Annotated in this window: 19 protein-coding genes and 1 tRNA gene; 10 read left to right on the top strand and 10 right to left on the bottom strand. The window is 45.4% G+C overall.

Annotated features, from left to right (window positions below; genetic code table 11):
• Positions 1–219 precede the first annotated feature (219 nt).
• The 3 genes from H3V14_RS05120 to H3V14_RS05130 all read left to right on the top strand — a co-directional run bounded on the left by H3V14_RS05120 (position 220) and on the right by H3V14_RS05130 (position 3,500).
• Positions 220–1,785 carry a TerC family protein gene (locus tag H3V14_RS05120; RefSeq protein ID WP_198227063.1) on the top strand — a complete coding sequence of 522 codons (1,566 nt, stop codon included), beginning with the start codon at positions 220–222 and terminating at the stop codon, positions 1,783–1,785.
• Positions 1,786–1,882: 97 nt separating this feature from the next.
• On the top strand, positions 1,883–2,455 hold the full coding sequence (locus H3V14_RS05125; RefSeq protein ID WP_075868620.1) for an NADPH-dependent FMN reductase: 573 nt from the start codon (positions 1,883–1,885) through the stop codon (positions 2,453–2,455).
• Positions 2,456–2,480: 25 nt separating this feature from the next.
• Positions 2,481–3,500 (top strand): dihydroneopterin aldolase, encoded by a 1,020-nt coding sequence (locus H3V14_RS05130; RefSeq protein ID WP_198227065.1) that lies wholly within the window; start codon positions 2,481–2,483, stop codon positions 3,498–3,500.
• Between the two features lie 50 nt (positions 3,501–3,550).
• Here H3V14_RS05130 and H3V14_RS05135 read toward each other — a convergent pair whose 3' ends face one another.
• From H3V14_RS05135 to secD, 3 genes are all read right to left on the bottom strand, one after another.
• A complete protein-coding gene (locus H3V14_RS05135; protein ID WP_198227067.1) occupies positions 3,551–4,516 on the bottom strand; it encodes a YbhN family protein in 966 nt (321 codons plus the stop codon).
• The gene (gene ybaL / locus H3V14_RS05140; protein ID WP_198227069.1) at positions 4,513–6,282 is read right to left on the bottom strand and encodes a YbaL family putative K(+) efflux transporter; all 1,770 of its coding nucleotides are present in this window, start codon (positions 6,280–6,282) and stop codon (positions 4,513–4,515) included. Before ybaL ends, H3V14_RS05135 begins: the two co-directional genes overlap by 4 nt.
• A gap of 161 nt (positions 6,283–6,443) precedes the next feature.
• Positions 6,444–8,990: a protein translocase subunit SecD gene (gene secD / locus H3V14_RS05145; protein WP_198227071.1), complete on the bottom strand. Its 2,547-nt coding sequence runs from the start codon at positions 8,988–8,990 to the stop codon at positions 6,444–6,446.
• Between the two features lie 1,316 nt (positions 8,991–10,306).
• Between secD and H3V14_RS05150 the strand changes: the two genes are divergently transcribed.
• Together H3V14_RS05150 and H3V14_RS05155 are read left to right on the top strand one after the other, a co-directional pair.
• Complete coding sequence (locus H3V14_RS05150) at positions 10,307–12,613, top strand: mechanosensitive ion channel family protein (RefSeq protein WP_369522673.1); 2,307 nt, start codon at positions 10,307–10,309, stop codon at positions 12,611–12,613.
• A 1-nt stretch (position 12,614) separates the two neighbouring features.
• Positions 12,615–12,881: a hypothetical protein gene (locus H3V14_RS05155; RefSeq protein WP_075868605.1), complete on the top strand. Its 267-nt coding sequence runs from the start codon at positions 12,615–12,617 to the stop codon at positions 12,879–12,881.
• A 497-nt stretch (positions 12,882–13,378) separates the two neighbouring features.
• On the opposite strand, the gene H3V14_RS05160 is transcribed toward H3V14_RS05155, so the two are convergent.
• Positions 13,379–13,465: transfer RNA gene (locus tag H3V14_RS05160), tRNA-Leu, on the bottom strand.
• Positions 13,466–14,173: 708 nt separating this feature from the next.
• On the opposite strand from H3V14_RS05160, the gene ilvA reads away from it, so the two are divergent.
• The 5 genes from ilvA to H3V14_RS05185 all read left to right on the top strand — a co-directional run bounded on the left by ilvA (position 14,174) and on the right by H3V14_RS05185 (position 19,999).
• Positions 14,174–15,442, top strand: coding sequence for a threonine ammonia-lyase IlvA (gene ilvA, locus H3V14_RS05165; RefSeq protein WP_075868601.1), 1,269 nt, complete (start codon positions 14,174–14,176; stop codon positions 15,440–15,442).
• A 39-nt stretch (positions 15,443–15,481) separates the two neighbouring features.
• Entirely contained in the window at positions 15,482–16,012 is a 531-nt protein-coding gene (locus tag H3V14_RS05170) for a hypothetical protein (RefSeq protein WP_198227073.1), read from the top strand.
• A gap of 649 nt (positions 16,013–16,661) precedes the next feature.
• Entirely contained in the window at positions 16,662–18,173 is a 1,512-nt protein-coding gene (locus H3V14_RS05175) for a DEAD/DEAH box helicase (RefSeq protein ID WP_246785021.1), read from the top strand.
• A 442-nt stretch (positions 18,174–18,615) separates the two neighbouring features.
• Positions 18,616–19,476, top strand: a complete 861-nt coding sequence (sseA, locus tag H3V14_RS05180; RefSeq protein ID WP_198227075.1) for a 3-mercaptopyruvate sulfurtransferase — start codon at positions 18,616–18,618, stop codon at positions 19,474–19,476.
• A gap of 1 nt (position 19,477) precedes the next feature.
• Complete coding sequence (locus H3V14_RS05185) at positions 19,478–19,999, top strand: N-acetyltransferase (protein WP_075868589.1); 522 nt, start codon at positions 19,478–19,480, stop codon at positions 19,997–19,999.
• A gap of 341 nt (positions 20,000–20,340) precedes the next feature.
• Here H3V14_RS05185 and H3V14_RS05190 read toward each other — a convergent pair whose 3' ends face one another.
• From H3V14_RS05190 to pobA, 6 genes are read right to left on the bottom strand one after another with little or no spacing between them, the layout of a single operon-like run.
• On the bottom strand, positions 20,341–21,057 hold the full coding sequence (locus H3V14_RS05190) for an ABC transporter ATP-binding protein (RefSeq protein WP_198227077.1): 717 nt from the start codon (positions 21,055–21,057) through the stop codon (positions 20,341–20,343).
• Entirely contained in the window at positions 21,054–21,803 is a 750-nt protein-coding gene (locus H3V14_RS05195; protein ID WP_198222773.1) for an ABC transporter ATP-binding protein, read from the bottom strand. The genes H3V14_RS05190 and H3V14_RS05195 overlap by 4 nt, the downstream gene beginning before the upstream one ends.
• Positions 21,800–22,789, bottom strand: coding sequence for a branched-chain amino acid ABC transporter permease (locus H3V14_RS05200; protein ID WP_198227079.1), 990 nt, complete (start codon positions 22,787–22,789; stop codon positions 21,800–21,802). The genes H3V14_RS05195 and H3V14_RS05200 overlap by 4 nt, the downstream gene beginning before the upstream one ends.
• On the bottom strand, positions 22,790–23,653 hold the full coding sequence (locus H3V14_RS05205) for a branched-chain amino acid ABC transporter permease (RefSeq protein WP_075914257.1): 864 nt from the start codon (positions 23,651–23,653) through the stop codon (positions 22,790–22,792). It lies immediately after the preceding gene.
• Positions 23,654–23,676: 23 nt separating this feature from the next.
• Complete coding sequence (locus H3V14_RS05210; protein WP_198227081.1) at positions 23,677–24,852, bottom strand: ABC transporter substrate-binding protein; 1,176 nt, start codon at positions 24,850–24,852, stop codon at positions 23,677–23,679.
• 43 nt (positions 24,853–24,895) lie between these two features.
• Positions 24,896–26,065: a 4-hydroxybenzoate 3-monooxygenase gene (pobA, locus tag H3V14_RS05215; protein ID WP_369522666.1), complete on the bottom strand. Its 1,170-nt coding sequence runs from the start codon at positions 26,063–26,065 to the stop codon at positions 24,896–24,898.
• Positions 26,066–26,224 lie beyond the last annotated feature (159 nt).

A 26,224-nucleotide genomic window follows, 5' to 3' on the forward strand; every position in this document is an offset into this window, starting at 1 on the left:
GGTACAGACCGTTCCGGGGAAAAATTTATTATTATCAATCTATCAATTTTTCTTGTGCGTTGAGATTAACAGCCCGGCGCAACAAAACATTTTTTGCACCCGTTAAAAGGATGGATGTTCTCCGTCGTTTTTCCGGCTACGGCTTTGGGGAATAACATGATCAATATTGGTTGTCCTCAATCTCTCTCCTGTCGTCGACCTTTTTTCGGGAATTGATGAATGTTTGAATGGATCGCAAATCCCCATGCGTGGATGGGCCTTGTAACGCTTATCTTTCTGGAAATCGTTCTGGGCATCGACAACCTTGTCTTTATCGCAATTCTGGCAACGAAACTTCCTCCTAAAGTAAGAAACCGGGCCCGCCTGACGGGGTTGAGCTGTGCACTGGTCATGCGGTTGATACTTTTAACCGCTATGGGCTGGGTGATGACACTTGACCAGCCTTTGTTTTCGGTTGGCAATTTCTCGTTCAGTTGGCACAGTTTGATTCTCATTGTTGGCGGTGCATTTCTTCTCGCCAAAGGAACTCTTGAACTCCACGAAAGACTGGAGGGCGAGGTCGAGGAAACCGGAGCTCCTGTGGCTCACGCGGTCTTCTGGCAGGTCATTGTGCAGATTGTTGTTCTTGATGCCATATTCTCTCTGGATAGCATTATCACTGCAACGGGTATGATACCAAAAGACCAGATGATGGTGATGTATCTGGCGGTTATCATCGCTATGGCCGCTATGATGTGGGGGTCGGGGCCGTTGATGGAATTTGTCAATCGCCATCCCACTGTTGTCATTCTCTGTCTCGGCTTTTTAATGATGATCGGCTTCAGTCTGATCGTGGAAGGATTCGGTTTTCATATTCCGAAGGGCTATCTCTACGCGGCAATCGGTTTTTCCGTTCTTATCGAAGCATTCAACCAGATTGGCCGTCACAACCGAGAAAAACTGATTTCAACAAACGATTTGCGCGAACGCACAGCTGGGGCGGTTCTAAGGCTTTTGGGCGGAGGTAAAAAAGAAGGCAATCTTGGTGAAACTGTTGATTTGATTGCAGAACAAGCAGCCTCGTCGCAAATTTTCAGACCCGAAGAAAAGCAGATGATTCGTGGGGTGCTTGATCTTGCTGACCGGCCTGTCCGTTCGATTATGTCTCCTCGAAACGAGATAGAGTGGCTCGATCTGGATACCAATGAAGAGGAAATGCGTGACGAGCTCGAACAATTCAAACATAGCCGTCTCGTGCTTGCCCGCGAAAAGGTCGATGAATTCGTCGGTGTGGCTTTGACAAAAGATTTGCTGCTTGATCTTGCTGAAGGCAAAAACATTGACTGGCAAAAGGCTATGCGCCAACCTTTGGTGGTTCACGAAAACACAAGTGTTTTGCGTTTAATGGAAAAATTGCGCCGCTCGCCCATACAACTTGCCATTGTTGTCGATGAACATGGCTCGTTTGAAGGTGTCGCAACCCCAACCGATATATTGGAAGCGATCGCTGGCGATTTTCCCGACGAAGATGACGAACCGGTTATAGCCGAACAATTGAAAGATGGCAGCTTTATGGTTGAAGGTTATGCGGATATCCGCCGGTTGAGCGGTTATCTGGACAAGGATTTGGTGGATGAGAATGATCGTTATACCACTCTCGCCGGTTTTATGTTATGGCATTTCGGACATTTGCCCACTACAGGGGAAAATTTTGATGCCGAGGGGTTCAATTTCAAGGTGATTGAAATGGACAGGCGCAATATTTCGAAAGTTTTGATATCGCCAATTAAAAAACAGGACCAGTAATTTTATTGGATAATAATCGGTGTTTGATAGAAACGCGTCATTGAACAAAGACAGTTTTAAAGTATAAAATAGTTTCTCAATCGAAGGGAAAGAAAAAATGAAACCACTTTTGCAGATCATTGTCACATCGACGCGCGCTGGTCGTGTAGGCAAGAAGTTGGGAGACTGGCTCTGTTCATACGCTGAGAGTCATTCAAATTTTGATGTCGAGTTGATTGATCTGGCAACAATCAACCTGCCATTATTTGACGAACCGAAACATCCTCGTCTCCATCAATACGAACACGCCCATACGAAAGAATGGAGCAAATTGATTGCAAAAGGTGATTGCTACATTTTTGTCATTCCTGAATATGATCATTTGCCGCCTTCATCTTTTGTCAATGCGGTTACCTATCTTGCCAATGAATGGAGCTATAAAGCGGTTTCGTTTCTGAGCTATGGTGGTATTTCGGGTGGGCTTAGAGCCGTGGAAACAGCCCGTTTGATGGTCAATGCCGTAAGAATGGTTCCAATTCTGGAAACACTACCAATTCCGCAATATACCCAATATCTTGATGAAAACGGTTATTTCCTGCCGAATGCAGCGATAGAAGGCGGCGCGCAAGCAGTGTTAGACGAGCTATTCAAAATGAATAATGCTTTGAAAAACATCCGCCCCAAATTCTAATCGGACATGAATATCGGAAAATGTGATGACTAAGTTTTTAGTCGCACTTGAAGATCAGAATGACGCGCGGATTGCTTTTAGCGTTCGCGCCGATATTGTTTTGCTGTCGGGCACATTGCAAAAAATACAAAAGCTTTGTTCGACCCTTAGGAACATGCCCGACTATTTTCCGCAAATCTGGGTAAAAACTTCAAATCCACATCTGGTGACCGTCAAGGTTATGGAAAAATGCGGAGCAAACCGGATTGTTGTTTCAGCTTCTCCCGACAAACTTCCTGCATTTCATAAAACACTGGTCACTCAATGTAGCGGTTTTCCTCTGGTAGCGTCGATGGAAGCGGGAGATTCACCAAACAATTCATTGATTCCGATTATTAGCGCATTGGGGTTTGCCGGTATTTTGCTTCAGCCGCGAGATATGGAGCAGACCATTCTAAGCCAGATGAAAATCGAAAATATCGGCCAGTTCATGGAAAAATCACGAGCGTCCAATCTGGAAGCCGGCGTTCTTGGAATGATCGAAGCGCCCGATATACCGCGTCTTTTGCCGTATTCCCCCGACTGGTTGGGATTTGTCGTCAGGCATCCTATCAAGTCCGGCCAATTTGGTGATGATGAAACCAATTCATTAATGCGCGCACTTTTGCCATTTGACAGCGGGCAGGAACAAAGCGATGTCGATACCGGACTTGGAACCGACCGTATCATCATCGAGGATTTTATCCTTCCAATGGAAATTGGTGCCTATAAACGAGAATATGGGCATAAACAAAAAGTCCGTTTCAACATCAAGGCCGATGTTGAACGCTTGTCTTCAAATCCCGAAGATATGCGACATATCTTTTCATATGATCTTATTCTTGATGGCATCAAGAATCTTGTTTCCCTCGGACATGTCGAACTGGTTGAAACATTGGCTGAACGCATTGCCGCACTCATTCTTGCTTATCCAAGGGTTCAAAGGGTGATTGTGCGTGTAGACAAGCTAGAACTCGGCCCAGCTGCCGTTGGAGTGGAAATCGAACGATATCGGAAGAAGGCCTGAACTATCCTCTTTTCAGCCTATGTAATTCGCCTTTTTTGCTGCTTAGCTTCTCAGCTTTTTGACGAGTTGTTTTCGATATTGGAATTGCGCTGCCGATATTGACTGATTTCGAATGCAGCAACGAAGAACAGCGAAATAACAAGCGGAGTGATGAGATAAAGCAGCCGGAATACAATCAAAGCCGAAATAACATCGGCCGGATTCATATTCGGCATGCCGGCCATAAACAGGGCTTCCAATACGCCGACGCCGCCAGCGGGTGCGTTAGATAAAAGTGTGACTGTAAAGGATGCTAGAAAGACGCCCAGTACGACGATAAAACCGGGGTTTCCGACATCAGGCAAAGTCGCGTAGATAACGCCTGCAGCACCGATCAATTCGAGTGGTCCGATGATTAATTGTTGAACGACAATGCTGAAATGGGGATAAGAAATCTGGAACGATTTGCCAATTTTTAAAGGGCGCAACTGCAACAGGCTGCCTAAAATATAAAGCCCGACAAATGTCAGCATGCCTACGCCGATTGTAATGGCGAGCCACGAGGGAATTCCTTCATGGACGAGTGTTACCAGATCGGGGCGGATAACCAGTACAAGGCCGGAAAGAAGAATTGTCCCAAGAGCAAAAGTGAAAGAACAAAAAGCCACGAGCACGGCTATTTCAACGCCTGTCAAGCCTTTTTTGCTGTAAGCGCGATAACGTACAACCGCGCCAGAAAAAACCGATGCGCCGATATTATGGGAAAGCGCGTAAGTGGTGAATGAACAAATGGCGATATAGTGGAGCGGTATTTTCTTTCCCAAATGTTGCAATGCTATGCGGTCGTAGCCGGCAAGAGCCGCATAAGCGAGCAGCGCAAAAAAACCGGCGAGAACCCAGTGATGCGGGCTGAGTGCGCCAAGGCGGTTCGTGATATCGGCAAAGGAAATCGCTGATAATTTATGGTAGAGAATATAGATGGAAACCACCATTGCGATGACGCCGATAAGCGGCCAAATATATTTCTTCAGTTTCATGCGTTTCCACTCGTATTTTCCGGCTTTTTCACCATATCTGGCGATGTCCGGTCTTTAGAAGGCACATTTGTGTCCCCATCGCAATAGCGCAAATGTTTTAACATACCTTTAGCGATTTCTTCGTCATCCGTCACTATGGTATTCGCACCCATATCTTTTAAATAGGCCGTTTCCATGTCCGTTACAGCATGGGCGATGATGTCTATTTTGGCATTTGATTTGCGGGTTTCGGAAACAATCTTTGCCGCATCAATTGCACTTTTCGTTGAAATGACAAGTTGTCGTGCCGTGCTCAAATTGCCGGCTTCAAGCACTTCCGCATTGGCGGCATTGCCGAGAATTGCTTCGTTTTTCTGTTCCTTGGCATTTTTTATGGCCTCGGCATTATTGTCGATAATAACGAAAGGCGTTTCCAAATTTTGAAGAGAAACGGCAATCCTTTCACCGATGTCGCCGAAGCCCACAAGAATTATATGGTTCGTTTTTACCGTTTTGACCAACCCGTTTTCATCGTCCCCGCCAATATCAAGAACCGTATTTTCGCCGTTTTTTGTCTCGAGACGAGAGCGGATTTTATCGGCAACGATAGAGACGAGCGGGTTTAAAAGAATGGATAGGATTGCGCCGCCAACAATAAGGTCACGTGCTTCGTCATTGATAATTCCCAATGCAGTTCCAAGACCTGCAAGAATAAAGGAAAACTCGCCTATTTGCGCAAGACCCGCTCCGATTGTCAGCGCTGTTGCATATGGCCGGTGGAAAAGACGGACAATGGCATAAGCTGCAAGAGATTTGCCACCGATAATGATGATGAGCGTAACCAGAAGGGGGAAAAACGCAGTAACCAATTTTGATGGATCGAAAAGCATTCCGACCGAAACGAAAAACAGAACTGCAAAAGCATCACGTAGGGGCAGGGTTTCTTCTGTTGCTCTCTGGCTAAGCTCGGAGCTGCTCATAATCATTCCGGCGAAAAACGCACCAAGAGCAATAGAAACGCCGAAGAGATGCGCAGAAAAAAACGCAACGCCTAAAGCAATTGCCAGAACGCTCAAGCGGAAAAGCTCTCTGGAACCGGATTGCGCAGAAATTTTCAAAAACCACGGGATAACACGGCGCCCGATGACAAAAGTGATAATGATAAACAGAACGACTTTGGCAATTGTCAAAAGAATTGTTCCGAAGAGCCCCAATTGCAACCATTGCGCCAGCGGGTCGGCTTCGCCCGCAACGTTTCCACCTAACGAAGTTGATAGGGCGGGGATAAGCACCAAGGCGAGAACCATTGCCAGATCCTCGACAATAAGCCATCCGACGGCAATACGCCCGCGTTCTGTTTCAATCAGATTACGCTCCTGAAGAGAGCGTAAGAGCACAACGGTACTTGCTGTAGAAAGCGCTAATCCGAAGACGACGCCACCGCCAAAGCCCCACCCCATGAAAAGACCGAAGCAAAGACCCAACAATGTGGCAACCGCCATTTGCACAATGGCACCGGGAATGGCTATTGCCTTGACCGATAGAAGATCTTTGACAGAAAAATGTAGCCCGACGCCGAACATTAACAGAATGATGCCGATTTCGGCAAGCTGATTGATCAAATGTGAATCAACACGAAAGCCACCGGTGTGAGGGCCGACAATGACACCGGCCAGAAGATAGCCAACCAGTGGCGAGATTCGTAAACGATTGGCGAGAACACCAAACAGGAATGCAAGACAGAGTCCCACAACAATTGTTGTCACCAATGGTGTGTCCTGTATCATCTGTGGCTGATATTCCCTCCCTGACTTTCAAGTTCTGTTATTCTGATATGTAGTGGCTATAGACACGATTTGTGTTAAGCTTATGACATAAGGGAATTATTTTGATTATAAAAAAGCCGGTATGAAGAAACCTGTTCATACCGGCTTTTCAAAATTTTTTATTATGCTTTCTCCGGATTTACATGCGGCTTATCTTCGATAAGATCGCGTCCTTCATGGTGGTGATGCCACCAGTTGCCCAAGAAAAGCAGGATCGGTGCTGCAATGAAGATGGATGACGATGTTGCAATGACAACGCCGACAACCATCGGAACCGCAAAATTGTGAACCGCACTACCGCCCCAGATCGCCATTGGCAACATGGCCAGAACAGTTGTTGTCGAAGTAAATATACAACGGATAAGCACTTGATTGATTGACATATCGACCAATTGCCGCAAAGCCATCTTTTTATAAAGTCGCATATTTTCACGCATACGGTCGTAAACTACGACTTTATCATTGACCGAGTAGCCGACAATTGTGAGCAGCGCCGCAATCGCTGTCAAATTGAAATCAAGCTGGAACAGCGCGAAAAAGCCGACCATTTTCGTTGTATCAAGGACAATGGTAACAATCGCACCAACAGCAAAGAACCATTCAAACCGCCACCAGATATAAAACATCATGGCAATTGCTGCGAGAACGACAGCGGTAAAACCTGCTGTTGCAAGTTCGCCCGAGACTTTCGGCCCGACAACTTCTATCTGGTCGAAAGTGACATCCGGATAGATTGTTTTGACAGAGGTCTTCAACTTTTCAATGGCTGCGGTTTGCTGGGCTTCACCGCCATCCTGCTGTTGAACCCTGATGAGCACGGTGTTCTGGTTGGAAACATTTTGCAAAGCAATTTCACCAAGCCCCAATTGCCCGAGTGTGGAACGCAATGTTGCAAGATCGGCAGGTGCTTTGGTCGTAATCGCCATCTGGCTGCCCCCCATAAAATCAATGCCGAAATTAAGGCCGGGCTTGAAGAACAGAACGATTGACGCGATTGACAGGAAAATGGAAACACCGATGCCGATGAAGCGGGCATTCATAAAATGGAAATTGGTGTGTTGCGGGATAAATTTGAAAAATGAATGGATGTGCAATTTTGTAATTTTCCATTCACGTACCACCCACGACATAATGATGCGAACGATCGTTACGTCGGTAAAGAGCGAAATTACAATACCAAGAAGCATTGTAACCGCAAAACCGCGTATCTGGCCGGTGCCGAACCACAATAGCAAGACGGTGGCAATGGCGGCTGTCACATTCGCATCGATAATGGTGGAAAAAGCATGTTTGAAGCCACGGTCAAGTGCCGCCATTGCCCCCATGCCTTTTTCACTTTCCTCGCGAATACGTTCATTGATAAGAATATTGGCATCAACTGCAATGCCGATGCCGAGAATGATACCGGCAATTCCTGGAAGAGTAAGTGTTGCACCAATAAGGCTTAACGCTGCAAATGTCAGCACAGTATGAAGAGCAAGCGCTATGTCGGCAATAATGCCCCAAAGGCCGTAAAGGAGGAAGATAAAGAGCGCGACGAGAACAAATCCGGCAATACCTGTGTAAAGCCCCATCCTGATGGCATCAGCTCCGAGATCAGGCCCGACAGTACGCTCTTCAATTACCGTTAAAGGTGCAGGCAACGCACCTGCACGTAACAAGGCAGCAAGAGTGGAAGCTTCTTTCGGTGTGAAGTTACCGGTAATCTGTCCGCTGCCACCGGGAATGACACCTTGAATGGTTGGGGCAGTCAATACTTTATTATCAAGTACGATAGCAAACGGCTTTCCTATATTCTGGCGTGTAATTTCGGCAAAGGCCTTGGCACCGATGGTATTGAGTTTGAAAGATATCAGTGATTTTCCTGGTATTTGCGGGTCAAAACCGGCCGATGCATCGGTTAACACACTGCCATCAAGCGAGACTTGATCGTAAATAGGAAAACGTTGGTTTTCGTCGGTGTAGCCAGGCAATATCGAAACGCCGGCGGGCGGGTTGTTCATGTCAATATTGGTTGGAACGAGGTGAAATGTCATTTTTGCCGTCGTTCCCAAAAGATCGCGCAATTGCTTCGGATCCTGTAACCCCGGTAATTGAACTTCGATACGATCAAGACCTACTTTTTGAATACTCGGCTCGGCAACACCTACCTGATCGACGCGCCGGCGGATGATTTCCAGACTTTGGTCAACCGCGTTGTTGACACGATATTTGATGCCTGCATCGGTGAGCGAAACACGGATAGCGTCGTTCTGCTCGGCGACATCGATATCGGAATCGGAAGCACGAAAAGCGCCGGCAGAAATTGGAGTCGCCAACTCTCTCAAGGCTGTCAGTGCGGTTTGGCGCTGCCCTGCATCGGGAATAACGGCGACAATCGAATCACCGATCATACGCACGCTTGTCGATTGGATTTGTTTTTCACGAAGTTTGCCACGAACATTATCAAGAGCTGTTCTCAATTGGTCACGTTTGAGCGATTTTGCGTCGACTTCAAGAACGAGGGAAGAACCACCTCTCAGGTCAAGCCCCAGAACAACTTTTGTCTGACGCATGAATGATGGCAAATATTCAAGCTGTTTTTCAGTGAGCAGATTTGGTAATGCAACCAGAATCCCCAATAGAAGAATGACAAAATATAAAGTTGTTAGCCAGCGTGGTGTTCGCATAAAATCCATCCAATAATTGGCACCTGAAAAACACGTTCTATATTACGATTTGGTGCAGAGAAGAACCATCTTTTTCAATTTTTTAACATTGAGGCTGATAACACGTATTATCGTGTAAGGAAAATTCTATCTACCATTTATTTGCCATCAATTTCCGACACGGATGTCTCATTTCGGCGAATACTGCTCATTTTGATGTCAGTGGCTCACTGAATTGGAACTTGAATTGACGACCGGTTCTTTAACTGTTTTGTTTTTCTAAAATAATTTTATAGTTGGATTTACGATAATTTATTTCAGGACGATATGGTTTTATCGGCTAAATGCAGCTTGCTTTTATAAAACGGGGCAAGCAAAATTTTCGTGCATGAAGCGCTTAGAGAAAGCTTGATGATTGGGCTTTTGTTGCGTCATTTGGGGAAAGCATGGACATTGCAGAAATTCGGAATTGAAATATGATTTAACGAAATGGCTTAGCTTCTTCTTATGTGCGATAAAGCACTATATCGCCGGAAACGCATATCGTCACGTTCAGGTTGCAGCTTGTGCGCCAGCTTATATCTCTCTAAAACTATAATGAGGTGAAATCGATATTTTTTTCAGTTGTGCTCCATTCGTTTATTGATTCAAACGTCGTAAATAACCCATTGAAAAATATGACGTTGTTTCCGGTGGAACGGTTTATTTTCGAAATTATACCAGGATTTAAAGCTTGAATTTGTGACCAAAGAATATTTTGGGTGAAAAATGCACTCAAAACTCATCCGAGAATTCAGAAAATGATTCCGGATTGTCATTCAATGAACTGAATTTACTAAATATTTTTATTTGTGATGGACCGCATTTTGACGGCGTTTTTGAACCTTGGCAAAGGTGATCGTGGATTTGAAGCGTAAAAGCTATTCTACATGCGATCGCAGTGCTTTTGAATAAAGTGGCATTTTTATAATGAAGCCGCTTTCAGAATAAGAAATTCACTTTTCTATGTTGCCAAAACGTCAGTAAATTTTAGATGCAAGAGGGATTGGTAGATATTGATGAAACTGGAAATAATTTTGTTGGCAAATCCAAATTGGGAAGGCTAAATTTAACGAACCTTGGCAACAAAACTTATGAGTTGTCATAGTTTTGCAAAAATCATGTAGGAAAAGAAAAAATAGCAGTTGAGTCCTTCTCGGTCTCTCTACAAATTGCTTTTTTATTTTTAAAACCTATATGCGCGATTCGTAATCTTTATAAGAGTGGTCAGTTCGTTGAACTTTAAAAATTTCATTCGCAAATGCTGTTTTGTTTACGCTCTGGTGTGTGGCTTGTCGGTGGCTGCATTGCCGGTTTTTGCGGCTATGAGCGATGCGGCAGATGCGCAAACACCTGCTACAGCCGATAATTCGGTTTTAAGTCCGTCTGATCTTGTGAAACAACAACAGGCGGTTGTGAATGGTTATAAAGACCAGCTGAAAGAGCTTTTGAAGAATTACGATTCCGAACAGGATGACGATTCAGCTTTAACCGATATCCGCAATAAAGCGCAGGATATAAATGGCAAGATTATAGGGACAGCGCTTCTGTTTCGCTCGCCCTTGAATGACATTAACCTGCGTCTCGACCAATTGGGTGAACCGCAAGAGGGCGTGCAGGAAGCTAAAACTGTAACCGACGAAAGAAACAATCTTCGCCAGCTCAAAGTTAAAATCAATACTCTGGTTGGTCAATTGGAAGACTGTTCGATTGATTCCAATCGTTTGGTTGAAAGAACAATTGCCCAGTCACGTGAACTCTTTGCAAGAACTTTGACCCACAGGGTCGAGTTCTCGTCACCTTTGGGTACTCAAATTGCCCAATCTGCAAAAGATGCGGGCGCGGACTTTTTCTCTTTAATTTTTTCCTGGTGGCAATTTGTCTATCAATTCAAGCTGTTAGCCCTATGTGCTAGCATTTTGATTCCGTTTTTTGTCGCGTGTATTCTGGCGATTTCAACGCATAAACTGATTGGTCGTGTGAAACACGAGGCAACGAAAGAAGATGAAGATGCTTCCTATTTGAAGCGTTTGTCGTTTGCATTCGTTGCGACGCTTGTCCCGACGATGATATGCGCGGTTTTTGTGATCCTTGTTCTGATATTTTTCAATTATCTCGGAATAAGTTGGACAAATCTTGATCCCGTTTTCCGCTCTGCTGCCGATGTTGTCATGCTGGTATTTTTCATTGCCCGCATGTCGTTTGTCATTCTCTCGCCAAAGCTGCCGGAATTGCGGTTGATGAGAATTGCTCCGCGGCCTGCTCGTTTGCTGATTGTGCTATTGACATTATTGGCTTTGGTGATGGGGCTCGATTATTTCCTGAATGCTGTCTATCGGGCGGTATCGGCACCTCTTTCGCTTGCAATTGCCAAGAGTTTTATTTCCGTTATCCTTGTTGGTATTATCATTCTTGCCATTTCGTTTGTGCGCGCAAGAACCAGCACCGAAGATGACAAGAAGGTTACATCGTGGCCGCTTTACATCCGCATTCCGCTTATTGTGGTCGGGCTATTACCTATTTTGACGGCTCTTGCAGGTTACGTCGGTATGGCACGGTTCATTTCCCAACAGATCGTGGTGAGTGGTGCTTTTCTCGTTTTAATGTATCTGGGCATTCAAACAGCACGTACAACGGCGGCGGAAGGGGCATTTGCTAAAACTTTTATCGGGCGCCGTCTGGTACAACGGTTCAATATTGATGACAGTACAATGGATCAACTTGGACTGGTTGCCGGTATCCTTCTCAACATCGTTGTGATTGTTGTTTGCGTTCCTCCGATCATTATGCAGCTCGGCTTTTCGGCTGCCGATATTTTCTCTGCTTTTATTCACATAATGACCGGCTTCGAGATCGGAAATGTTTCGATATCGCTCGTTGGTATTTCAATCGGCATTATATTTTTCCTGATCAGCTGGTTCCTGATCCGCTGGTTTATCGGCTGGCTTGACGGAACGGTTCTCGCGCGCGGAAAAGTAGATTCAGGTGTAAGGAATTCAATTCGCACAGTTGTCGGTTATGGGGGTATTGCACTTTCCGCGCTGATCGGGCTATCGGCGGCAGGTTTCAATTTGAGTAGTCTGGCACTGATTGCCGGTGGCCTTTCACTTGGTATCGGCTTTGGTCTTCAAAATATCGTCCAGAATTTTGTCTCCGGTCTTATTCTGCTTGCTGAACGTCCGTTCAAGGTTGGCGATTATGTCGAGACAGGAACAATCGTCGGAATTGTCAAACGTATCAGCGTGCGTGCAACAGAAGTCGAGACGTTGAAACGGCAAACAATCATCGTGCCGAATTCGAGCCTCATCAACAATAACGTCGGCAACTGGACACACCGCAATAAAATCGGTCGTGTCGACGTCACTTTTACTGTTCCGGCTATGTCTGATCCTGAACATATTGTCGATGTGTTGATGGAAACGGCTAATAACACTGAGGGCGTTCTAAAAAATCCTAGCCCGTGGGTCAGCTTTTCAAGTTTCGACAGCAACAATTTCAATTTTACACTGGCAATTTACGTGCCCGATATCACATCAACAATTGCCGTTACAAACAAGGTTCGCTTCCAGGCCTACAAGCGTTTCTCTGACGAGGGAATTACCTGATATGAAAAAATGGTTTTTTGTCATCGTTGCTTTGCTATGTCTTGGCTCTCAAGAAGGATTCGCCGCAACGATAAAAAATACCGATCAAAAGACACAGTCTCTCGTGGTTGCCGAAGGCAGTTCCCGCCGCGACGTTTCTTTGAAGGCCGATCAGACAGTCGATATCTGCCCCAAAGGATGTTTTGTGACTTTTCCGAATGGTGACCGGTTCGCAATCAAGGCGACAGATACGATTGAAATCAACGGAAGTCGGGCAAGCTTCAAATAAGCGGCCGGCTATATTGGCAATATCAATATCATGATGAACGTCACGCGGTTTTTGCAGACGATAGAGTCGTTGTCTCCAAAACCGGTTGTTTTCTATTGCATGACGTGTTTTACCTGATCATGTTCAATGCATAACGGAACGGAAAGGGCTCACAGCCAAGTGTGGTATCACGCTTGTCTGTCAAGATAAACGTGTTGATGAGAGAGTCCTTAAAGATATATCGTCTGGCATGAAAGGCGCGTTGCCTGGAACTATTTTGTTTTTAAATTCTATTGAAGCGGTAAATGCTTTCGTTTTTTTTGGAAAGGTCTGATTTTAAGAAAAGGTCCGATCCCGATTTTTCGCTGATTAGCCACTAAAATGAAATCTCCAAAATCAAGCTCATGGATAATCACTACCGGAAAAATTTAAATTTCCGAGAATGCATATGAACGTTACGCCTGATGAACCATCATCTTGATGCAATAACCCGAAACTGCGTGAAAGGGAGTAATAAGTGGTGCGGACGGCGGGACTTGAACCCGCATGATCTAAAGATCGAGGGATTTTAAGTCCCTAGCGTATACCAATTTCGCCACGTCCGCAGCACCTGTCCTTATAGGGAACGAAGAACAAAAAGAAAAGCCAAAATTTCGATTAAAAACGTCGTGCTCCTGATAGCCACAACATTTGTAAAAAGCCACGACATCTGTAAAAAATAAAAGGCAACCGCTAGCCAGATAACCTCGCTGTTATGATATTGCCGAATTTTCCGATAAAATTCTATGGCGCCGAAATTCTATCACCTGAGAGGCCTGTATATTGCTCGTTTAAAGGACTTTGCAATTTTTTTTATACTATTAAGGCGTATTTTACAAAAGCTAGTCAGTGGTTAAGAAATATTATTTCAATTTGTATGAGCTATATTTTTGGACAGAATATGTAAAACGTAAAATATCTCTTTGATATAATACACGCGTTTTTATAATATTAATGCTATCGAAGGACCTATATTGACATTGAATTTTAAAAAAATTTTATTGACATTGATAAGAAAATCAGGTGACGAATTCTCGATCTGTCGTTGTCAATAATTCTCTTTTTCGTACGAACACAATTTATGAGCAATTCTATTGTCAATCAACATGAAGAGTGGCTTCAACCCGATTGATTTGGAAGCAGTATTTTTTGTGCCTCTGATGCTTTTTAATGCGAATTTTTGTTGAATATAATCCTGTTTGTTCTAATCTGCCAAAGTCGGCTTTGTGAAAAAGGCCATCTCGAATTTTATGAAATAGAAAGCATTTTATATCATGAGTGAGTTTGTTCAAGACGTGGCAAAAGCTGCCAAAGCTTTGCGCAGTCTTTTTGATGAGACCCCGCTTCAGCGGAATGAATATCTAAGTCACAAGTATGGTGCAGAAATTTACCTCAAGCGTGAAGATCTGACTCCGGTTCGCTCCTATAAAATTCGTGGTGCTTTCAATTTCATTTCGCAGATGCTCGATAAGGTTTCGCCCGAGGCTGCTTTTGTTTGTGCTTCAGCCGGTAATCACGCCCAAGGTTTGGCTTTTGCTTGCCATCATTTTAAACGTAAGGGCGTCATCTTTATGCCGGTAACAACGCCGCAGCAAAAGATCGACAAGACACGTACATTCGGTGGCAAATATATTGAAATTCGTATGATCGGTGACACATTCGACGAATGTTATGCGGCTGCCAAAGCGTTTGTTGCCGATGGAGGCGGGGTCATGGCACCGCCTTTCGACGATATGCGGATTGTGACCGGACAAGCGACTGTTATGTATGAAGCCGCTGAACAGTGGAAGGAACTCGTTGGCGACGAAAAGCCGGATTTGGTCATAATTCCGGTTGGCGGTGGCGGTCTTGCTGCAGGCATCAGCCATTTTATTCGTGAAAGCGGTTGGACAAAAACCCACATCCACTTTGCCGAACCGGAAGGTGCCGCCAGTCTCTATACCAGTCTGAAAGAAGGTAAACGCGTCAAACTGGAAGATGTCGATACATTTGTTGACGGCGCTGCCGTTGCGCAGATTGGTGAATTGAATTTCAAGATGCTGAAAGGTTTTTCGCCTTTCGATGTTTCGATTGTTCCGGAAAATCGTTTGAGCGCAACAATGGTTGAAATGCTGAACGTCGAAGGCATCGTTCTTGAACCGGCCGGTGGCCTTTCGATTGACGCATTGAAGAGCATTTCTCCTCAGGATTTGAAGGGTAAAAAAGTTCTTCTTATTATTTCTGGCGGCAACTTCGATTTTGAACGTTTGCCGGAAGTTAAAGAACGCGCATTGCGCTATCAGGGCTTAAAAAAATATTTTATTTTCCGTTTTCCGCAACGCCCCGGTGCATTGCGCGGCTTCCTCGACCAATTAGGGCCGGATGATGATGTTGCGCGCTTCGAGTATTTGAAGAAATCGGCGCGTAACTTCGGTTCCGTTCTTATCGCTATCGAAACAAAGCGGTTCGAGAATTTCGCGGTTCTTGAAACCAAATTCAAAGAACTTGGCTGGGCTTATCGTGATATCACCAATGACAGAGTATTGTTTGATTATATTATTTAAAAAAAACCAAACAGTTATATTGAATAAAAGGTGTTTTCAATGAAGTTTCTTTCGTCACTTATTTTCGGCCTGACAATTTTCTTATCAGGCGCGGAATCAGCAAGTGCTGCCGAACCGGATTCTATCCAGAAGGCGGAACTTAACGGCCTTGTTGCGGAAATTAATAATGCAGCACAAAGAAAAGATGTGACCTTCATTGCAAACAATATGCCCGAGCGCCTTTTCAAAGAAATGGCGCTCAGGCTGAAGACTGATGAAGCAACGCTGAAGCAAAGTTTCGTAAAACAACTGGATAGCCAGTTCGCAAGTCTTCCTGCTAACGCCTATCACCTTGATGGCGATAAGATAGAATATCGCCAAACTTCAAAGGGGGTTCCTTATGCACTCGTTCCAACGCGGATCGAGACGAAGGAAACAATTGCTCAATATCCGACATTGGCAATTCTTGATAACACCAAATGGCACCTGATTTATGGCGGGCAGAGAACAGTTCAAAATCCTGTATTTCTGGAGATTTATCCGGATTTTCAGGATGTGAATATCCCCCAGGAAACAATTACACGGAAATAAGCTGGTCGATAAACGACGCTTGAATGCAGACGCTTGAATGCTTTCGTGACGTTGCGTGAATGTTTTTTCCTCTCGGGGCCTTTTTCTGTCAGATGTTGAAATCGGTAAAGCGACAAAACAGCTTTCTCCGGATATTGTTTGGCCGGTTTTCTTCCTGTGTGAAGATTTGACGTCGGGAAGTGTTTAATTTCTTAGTGGCAAGAACGTGTGACTTCCTCTGCGGTCGCGCGACAATCAATTTTATCGTTCATGAGAATAACTACCAGCGCCAATATGAAGATCACATATGTGACTAGTCCCATGTGTGCGGGTAAATGATCCAAATTGGAACGTGAGTGGTGTGAAATTCAATTCAACCAACTCGCGTTTTTATGAAAAAATTTATTATTGATGAAACCGGTTGCTTTTTCGGTCGCTTTGAACGATAAGACGCCTTGTGATGCTTGGGTTGGATTGCCAACTTTCTATTTAAGAGACTTCGTAGCATCATTCACCTCGGTTGAGGTGTTCATTGGTCGCGCAAGTCGCTTCAAGGTTTATCCTCAAGCGTTTCGTCCTTATTTTTTGACTGTTCCTGACTTCCGGTTGCGCGGAAGGCAAGGATTCTAAATGGCCTGCCCAAGAAAACGCGGCAGGGAAAGATTATATTTTGAAAACACAAAATTCGAATGCCTTCGAGGCATTGGGGGTATCACCGGTTCTTGCTAAAAATTTGCTGAAAGCCGGTATGACTGACCCGAAACCGATACAGGAAGAAGCTATTCCTTCCATGCTTGCAGATTGTGACCTGCTAGGCATTGCACAGACAGGCTCGGGCAAGACACTGGCTTTCGGTCTTCCGGTCTTGACGAAAATCCTTTCAATGGGCGACAAGCGCCGCCCGAGAACGGCTCGTGCTCTAATTCTGGCTCCTACGCGCGAACTCGCTGTGCAGATTGAAGAGGCTATCCATATGGTCTCGAAAGGTACTCATCTGTCGACAGCTCTTATTCTTGGTGGCGTTTCCAGAAATTCACAAATCAAAAGAATGGCGCAAGGTGTTGACGTTCTCATTGCAACGCCCGGAAGGCTCATGGATTTGGTCCATGAAAAGAGTGTTGATCTGTCAAAGACGGACTTTCTTATTCTTGATGAAGCCGACCGTATGCTTGATATGGGATTTATCAAGGACGTTCGCCAGATCGCAAAACTTGTTGCCAAAGACCGTCAGACGGCACTGTTTTCCGCTACCATGCCGAACGAGATTGAAAAGCTTGCCGAGACGCTTCTTCGTGACCCCGTCCATGTTGAGGTTGCCAAACAAGGAACGACGGCTGCCGAAATCAATCAGGTGTTGCATAAAGTCGACCGGCGTGACAAAAAAGATGTCCTTAACAAACTTCTGACCAATCCGGCATTAAGTTCGGTTATTGTCTTCACGCGTACAAAGCATGGGGCTGATGCCGTAACGAGAAATCTTGCTAAAACCGGCTATTCAGTTGCGGCAATTCATGGCAACAAATCACAAAATGCTCGGCAAAAAGCGTTAAAAGGCTTTCGGGATGGAACTGTTCGCGTTCTTGTCGCTACCGATATTGCAGCGCGAGGCATTGATGTTCCGGGTATAAGCCACGTTATCAATTACGAGCTTCCTGACGAAGCTGAAAGCTATGTGCATAGAATAGGGCGCACGGGGCGTAATGGCGCTCATGGTGAAGCCATTACACTTTATGACGAAAGTATCGAGAGCGCGCGGTTGAAAGCTGTTGAACGCGTTATCCGTATGAAATTGCCACGCGAAGATGTTCCGCCGCAGTTTGGTCCTTTGCCGGAAAAACCGCATAGTGATCGTGAGGGTAGTGAACAACAAGCTGGTGACGATAGTCATAACAGTGGGCGGGAAAAGAACAAGGCTCATCGCCTCAAACGTGTTTTTTCAAAGGCCACAGATCATAAACAGGGTTCACGGAAGGATGCACCTCATAACGCATCTCATAGCGAAAGCGCTACAAAGGAAGACGGTTATCGTGTTTCCAATAAAAGTTGGAAAGGAAACGGCAGCAGGAGAAATAGCGAAAAACTTGATGCACGTAGCGATAGACCGGCAAACCCCAAAAGAAAAAAGTCGAACAACCGTAAAAAGCCGGTTAGATTAAGGAAATCGGTAAGGCGTGCAGCTTGAATTTTTTGAAAATTGCTATTGATCGGTATGCCCATAGGAGGACAATAAAACCGGTTTTGATGCGTTTTTTTAAAAATTGAAATTATGATTTAAGCCCGAAAGAATATAGCGTCTTTCGGGCTTTTGGTTCTTTAAGACAAGAAAAGTCGTGCGGGTAAAGTCTTCAGCCGTCATATAAGGAAAACTGTTTGCGACGAAGATAAAATAAATATCGTTCTTCCAATAAAATTTTAGAAAACGGCATTGAATTTTCTTAACGCGGCTTGGGCAATTTGTTCCAACGCTCATGGAGAAAAACGGAGGCAATTGTTCTTCATATTATCTGATTTGATCGCTATGGGCCTTGCATCGCTTCATAACTTGTCTAGTATATTTTTGACAATTTTTGAAACCGGTCAACATCGGTATAAGGTTCCGGATAGCAAGAGGGCCGTGATTTGTGATGAAAGAACAGAGTGAATTTATTGTCTCGGACGATTGGTTGAAAGCGCGTCTTGGTGATTCCAAACTTTCAATTCTTGATGCTTCATGGTATTTGCCGGCGGCAAAACGGAATGGACGTGAAGAATATGAAAAGGCGCATATACCGGGCGCTGTATTTTTCGATCATGACAAGGTTTGTGACGAGACTTCAGGTCTTCCCCATACGCTTCCGAGCCCTGACAAATTTGCACAATTTGCAAGTGATATGGGGGTTAATGCAGACGATACGATTGTGATTTATGATAGTATCGGCTTTTTTTCGGCACCACGCGCATGGTGGATGTTTCGTGTCATGGGGGCAAACAACGTCTATGTTCTTGATGGCGGTTTTGCAGGCTGGAAAGAAAAACATTATCCGGTTACGAGCGAGCCGACGAAAATCAGGAAAACATTATTCAAAGTCAACTTTGACGCTGAAAAAGTTGTACTTATCGACGAAATGCGTGAACTCGTTGATGGTAAAACCACGCAGATAGCCGATGCGCGTAATCATAAACGTTTTTTGGGTGAAGAAGCCGAACCACGGCCGGGAATGCGCTCGGGGCATATGCCGGGTGCGCACAATATTCCTTTTGCGACATTATCCAAAGATGGCAACTTCAAAGACTTGAGTAAAATTAAAACAATTTTCAAGGATGCAGGCATCAATGTTGCCGCTCCGGTTGTAACGACGTGCGGTTCCGGCGTTACGGCAGCTGTGCTTGCCTTGGCGCTTGAATCACTGGGTAACCATAATGTAAGGCTTTATGATGGGTCATGGAGTGAATGGGGGTCTAAAAAAGATACGCCGGTTGTTACAGGCAATAATGGGGATAAATAATATGCCACATTTTCTCAATGCGCGCGTCACACATCTGGAAATGTACGAGCGACCGAACATAACCGTGCCGTCACCGCTCAATATGCAAATTGCGATAATGCGTGCCCATCATATGCCTGTTCATTTTTACCGTTATCTCTATGAGCAGATTGGCAAGGCGCATCACTGGAATGTGCGCCGGAAGATGACCGATGATGCGTTGCGCGACCTCATACAGTCGGAAAACACCGTTATACAGATTCTTTATGTCGATGGTTGTCCGGCGGGATTTGCAGAAACAAATCTGAAAGAATTGCCGAAGTCGGCCGAAATTGTCTATTTTGGTCTTGTTCCGGATTATCAGGGTAGGGGATTATCCTATTTCTTTTTTAATGAAATTTTGCATTCCGTGTGGGAAACAAATCCGGATAAAGTCATCATTCAAACCAATACATTGGATAGCCCACGAGCTTTGCAGCTTTATCAAAAATGCGGCTTCACGCCGGTGAGCTATAATGATGTTATGATCGAGCGTTGGGATTGATTGTCCGGATAAATGATCTGACTGTTATCGTACCGTTACAGCCCCATTTTGTGAGGCAAACGACAAACCGGATTCATTCTGGCAATATAATTTTACGTAAGCCTGCTTATTTCCTGATATGCGCCCTAACAACGGGATCATAAACGTTCACTGATCGAATGATTATAGTGAGAGTGTGGATACTTTGCCGAAATATTGATTTTTGGAAATATTTTTCATCAATCCCACGCTTTTGATGCAATGGCTTCTTCTTACTGCGGCGAGAAGCGTACTTACCTTACGTAACGTGTATTCCGAAACTTATAATCTCTGTTTTTCAAAACCGGCACAGGCAGACAGAGTTAGTGCAAACTTCCGACACCGAGCAATTGTTCGATAACATCATGTTGACCGGATAATTCAACAGGTGTGCCGGACCATGCTATTTTCCCTCGTTCAAGAATAATTGCATGTTCGGCAAACTCTAATGCCGGTTCAATACGCTGTTCGACCAGTAGCACTGTCATATCATGGGTTTTCCCCATTTGTGCAAAAGCGTGCATCAATTCTTCGCAGATGACGGGTGCCAAACCTTCCAACGGCTCGTCAAGGAGAAGAACTTTCGGCTGTCCCAACATAGTGCGGGCGGTTGAAAGCATTTGTTGTTCTCCTCCGGAGAGTTGCCCGCCGAGATTTTTTCGCCTTTCTTTCAGCCGAGGAAACATGATGTAAGCTTCCTCAATGGCTGATACAGAACGTTTTTTTAAACCGGTCATGAGATTTTCTTCAACCGTGAGGGTTGGAAAAATATCACGCGTCTGCGGGACATATCCAAGACCTGCCATAGCTCTTTCCGAGGTCGAAAGCCTTGTCACATCGGTGTCGCCCAACATGATGCGCCCGCCGAGATAGCGGGTCAGACCCGCGATTGATGCAAATAGTGTTGTTTTACCAACTCCGTTTCTTCCCAAAATGGCAAGACGGGAGCCTTTATCCACCGTAAAGCTGACGTTCTCAATGACTTTTGTCTGCCCGTAACCGGCTTCGAGCTGCTCTATTTTCAACGACAATGCCGTCATTGCGCATAACTCCCCAAATAGGCAATGCGCACGCGCGCATTGTTGACAACATCTTTTGGTGAACCGTCAAATATCACTGCACCGGCGGCAAGAACTATGACGCGGCTTGCAAATCTGAACACAAGATCCATGTCATGTTCGATCATGAGAACAGAAAGATCTTCCGGTAAACGGGCGAGAGCATCTTCGATGCGTCCGGTTTCACTCTGTGGTACACCGGCGGCCGGTTCATCCAATAATAAAACTTTGGGGCGCAAAGCCAAAGCCAAAGCGATTTCAAGCAAGCGTTGTTGGCCATAGGCCAGATTGGCAACCTTTATCCTTGCAAGCGTTTGTAAGCCGAGCGTGGAGAGGATTTCATAGATTTCGTCCATAATATGGGACATGCGACGATAATTGCCAAATATATAGCGTGCTTTTCCTTCCACTTGTAACAATGCAAGCGCTATATGTTCTTCCGGTGTCATATCGCGGAACAAGCGAGTAATCTGGAAACTTCGTACCAACCCTTTCCTGACGCGTGAAATTGCATTTACAGACGTGATATTTTCGTTGTCGAGAAAAACGCCGCCACTATCAGGTCTGAGGTGACCGGTTACCAGATTGACGAAAGTTGTTTTTCCTGCACCATTGGGGCCAATCAATGCAACGCGATCACCTTTATCCAATCCGATTGAAACATTATCCGTTACTGTCAAACCGCCAAAACTCTTCTTCAGGTTCGAGACCTCGAAAATCTTGCTCATTTTTCTCTTCCCCTCATGCGGTTGCGCCACAGGGTAAAAAGTCCGAAAAGGCCTTTTGGTGCAAAAAGCACGGCAACAATCAGCAATATTCCGACAATCGACATCCAGTAAAACGGATTGATAGCGGAGATAATATTTTCAAACCAGAGATAAGCAGCCGAACCTATGAGCGCACCATAAAGTGTTCCGGTTCCTCCGATAACAAGCATAACCAATGCTTCTGCCGACATTGTGAAGCTCAGACTGTCCAAACCGACCACCTCGGTAGAAATTGCGTTCAACGCTCCGCCAATACCGGCAACGGCGCCGGAGATGATAAACATTACCATTTCATTTGAGCGGACTGAGGCTCCCATTGCTTCGATGCGGACAGGGTCCTCTTTGATGCCGCGACACAACATACCGAAAGGTGACCGGACAATGAGGCTAAGCAAAACGATAACCACAACCAGCAAAGCGGCCGAATAGAAGAATGCTGTGACCCCCCATAAATCGAACTCGAACATGCCGAAGAGGGGGCTCACGGTAATCCCCGAAAGACCATCACTGCCGCCGGTCCAAGACGATGCTTTGTTGGCAAATTCGTGAAAGAGATGAACCACGGCAATAGAGAGAACCAATTGCGCCAGACCTTTCGCTCGAAGGATAATCAATGCGGAAAAAAATCCTGCTATGGCACCTGCAGAGAGGCCAACGATTGTCATTAAAATCGGATCTGTTATGGAAAAGCGCACCGAAGCGATGCCCGCAGCATACGCACCGGCACCAAAAAGTGCAGCGTGGCCAAGTGTGGCTATTCCACAATAACCGGTTACCAGATCCAATGACAGAACGAGCAAAGCGATAGAGATAATCCGTGTGAAAAGTGCGAGATTATCAGGAAAGAAAAAATAAACCGCGGCGGTAAATATTGCAATAATACCAACAGCTGAAAGTATAGAACGGTCGCGGTTCGGGGTTGCTTGTAAAACGTTTATATTCGACATTTATTTCATCCTCCCGGCCAGTCCGCGAGGAAACAGCGTAACAATGAAAATAACAGCAAAATAAAAGAAGAATTCACCGAATTCCGGCGCGATATATCGACCTGTCGTGTCAATGACACCGAGCAACAGGCTGGAAAAAAGTGCACCGGGAATGGAACCGGCACCGCCGATGGAAACAACTACCAGAAATACAACCATGTAACGCAGTGCATAATAGGGATCGAGCGGGAGGAGTTCGGAACCGATGATTCCACCCATTGCAGCAAGGCCGATAGCAATGGCGAAACTTACCGCATAAATGATCTGTGTTCTAATTCCCAGCGCTTGAGCCATATTGGCATTATCGACAGCAGCGCGTAATTTTATTCCGAAATTGGTTTTTTCGATGAGAAACCATAAGCCTGCCGCAACAACCATGCCGATGACGATCAGAAACAGACGTTGTTTTGGCAATGCGCGAAAACCGATGTCGACCGAACCGGTTAGAAAATCGGGTAAGGGAATGGTTTTCAGCGTCGGACCTGCGACATAATTTGTGACCCCGATGACAAGAAAAGTGATGCCGATTGTCATTAACACCTGTGTGAGTTCCGGTGCGCCATAAATCTTGCGATAGAGAAACCGTTCGGCGGGAATTGCGATGAGAATAGTCAGAACAATTGCAAGGATCATTGCAACAAAATAATGAAGCCTCAACTCCGTAACGCCGTAAGAGGCAAGGTATCCCCCTATCATGGCAAAAGCACCATGCGCGAGATTCACCACGCGCATGAGTCCGAGCGTGACAGAAAGCCCGATGGAAATAATAAAAAGAATGGTTCCATAGGCAAAAGCGTCAATCGCAATGCTCGCTAAAGTTTCCATAAGTTCCTCCCGCAAAAACGCGTTTAATCGGCGTTTTTCAAGCCCGGATCACCTTGATGCTCAAAGGTGCGGATTTCTTTATTATAATAGGTTCCGTCTTCCGCTTTCGTTACTTCACGCAAATAGATGTTTTGTGTCATGTGGCGGGTTTTCGGGTCGATAGTCACCGGACCGCGAGGGCTCATCCAACTCATTCCTTTGACTGCTTCAACAGCTTTTTCCGCGTCTTTCTTGCCATTTGTCGCTTCAATCATTTTGTAAATGACATGTATCGCGTCATAAGCGCCGACCGCTGTGAAATTCAGTTCTTCGGGTTTGCCAATTGCTTTTCTGGCGTGTTCGACAAAGGTCCGGTTTTCTGCGGAATCATGCGATGTTGTGTAATGGAAAGTTGTAAGTGTACCGAGCGCGTTTTCTCCTAAAGCCGGTAAATCGGCATCCTGCAGGAGATCACCGGGTGCAAAAAACTGAATATTTGCAGCCTTTACGCCATTATCGACATACGACTTCATAAAACTCAAAGTTGTCGGCCCTGCCGGTAAAAAAGTAAAAACACCTTCTGCTCCTGAATCTTTTATACGTTGCATAACCGGACTGAAGTCATTTGTTGTCAGAGGCACACGAAGCGACTGAACGATTTTTCCACCGGCTTTTTCGTAGGCCTCTTTAAACGCGGTTTCAGCGTCGATACCGGGACCATAATCGGCCACCACTGTAGTTATTTTTTTCGCTCCTTTGTCAAAGGCAACCTGTCCCAGGGGATAAGAGACCTGCCATTGGGTAAAGGAAGTGCGCACAATATAGGGACTTTGTGTCATAATCGTCGAGGTAGCGGCGTTCATGATGACCAAAGGCACATTGCCCTGTTTCAATAAAGGTGCCACTGCCATAGCATTGGGTGTGAAGAAAAAGCCGCCAATATATTGAACTTTTTCTTTGACAATCAATTCCTGTGCCAAAGATTTCGATTGTGCCGGATCGGTAAGCGGCAAATCGCGATAGACAAACTGGATTTCGTGGCCACCAATTTTGGAACCATGGTCGGCGACATAGGTATCAATTCCGGCTTTAAAATTTTTCCCTTGCAACGCATAAGGGCCGGAAAAGGGGCCGATAATGCCGACTTTGATCGTATCGGCCGCCGCACCGGATAATAAAAATCCGAAAAGAATGAGAAATGTGACGATAAGTTTATTCATAATACCTCCCGAAATTATGATTCGCTCGTTGATTGTCAGATTTTTAAAATGCGAGACCAGTATAGTTTTCTGCAAATACTGTTTGAGCTGATTGCGAAGAGACAAGATAATCATATTCCGTACGCTGCATACGCTGGTCGAATGCACTATAATCGGGAAAGCGATGCAACATCATTGTTGTCGCCCAGGAAAAACGTTCGGCTTTCCAGATACGAGCCAAAGCCTTTTGTGAATAATGATCGATTCCGGCAGTCGAATTTTCGGTATAAAATTCGATCAATGCATGGGAAAGATAGCGCACATCACTTGCGGCAAGGTTGAGCCCCTTGGCGCCGGTTGGCGGCACAATGTGGCCGGCGTCACCAGCAAGAAACAGACGGTCGAAGCGCAACGGTTCGGCTACAAACGAGCGAAGCGGTGCGATGCTTTTTTCAAGACTGGGCCCCGTTGTCAATTTATCCGAAAGAGATTGGGGAATGCGGCGACGCAATTCATCATAAAAGGCTTCATCTGTCCAATCTTCGACATGATCTGTCAGAGGAACCTGAATATAATAACGGCTTCGTGTCAACGAACGTTGCGAGCATAATGCGAAACCACGCGGTGAATTCGAGTAGATAAGTTCGTCGTAAACCGGCGGTTGGTCGACCATAAGTCCCAGCCAGCCGAACGGGTAAACGCGCTCGTATTCTTTAACATATTCAGAAACAGTACGCCGGCTTACACCATGGAAACCGTCGCAACCGGCAATAAAATCACATTCGATAATGTGTTTCTTTCCACCCTTATGATAGCTGACGACGGCCCTATTGCCTTGATATTGGTCGATCGTGACATCTTCCGCTTCATAGACGCTGGGCGCGCCCGATGCTTTGCGTTTGTCCATAAGATCACGGGTCACCTCGGTTTGCCCGTAAACCATGACCGAACTTGAAACCAGCGATTTGAAATCTATTCTGTGACTATGCCCGTCATAGGCTAACATAACCCCGTGATGAACAAGCCCTTCGCTTTCCATGCGCTTTCCTGCTCCAGCTTCATTGATGAGCTCGCGTGCACCATTTTCGAGAATACCGGCACGAATGCGGCCAAGAACATATTCGGGAGTTTTGCGTTCGAGAATAATCGTTTCAATGCCCTGATTGTGCAGGAGTTGCCCTAACAACAAACCTGCGGGGCCTGCACCGATAATGACAACTTGTGTTTTTTCCACCTTTTCCTCCTCCATTTTATGACTGGATCGTCATCTTCATAAAAAATATTAAAGCACAACAAGAACAGCAGGGGCGAACAGAGGGTTAACCGACAATATCCGCTGCTATTTCTTTATTCCTCAGTGTGCCGTAAAGATGCCTGTTCGTTCACTCGATTG

The organism is Bartonella sp. W8151 (assembly GCF_016100385.1).
In the GTDB taxonomy this organism is placed as follows: Bacteria; Pseudomonadota; Alphaproteobacteria; order Rhizobiales; family Rhizobiaceae; genus Bartonella; species Bartonella apis.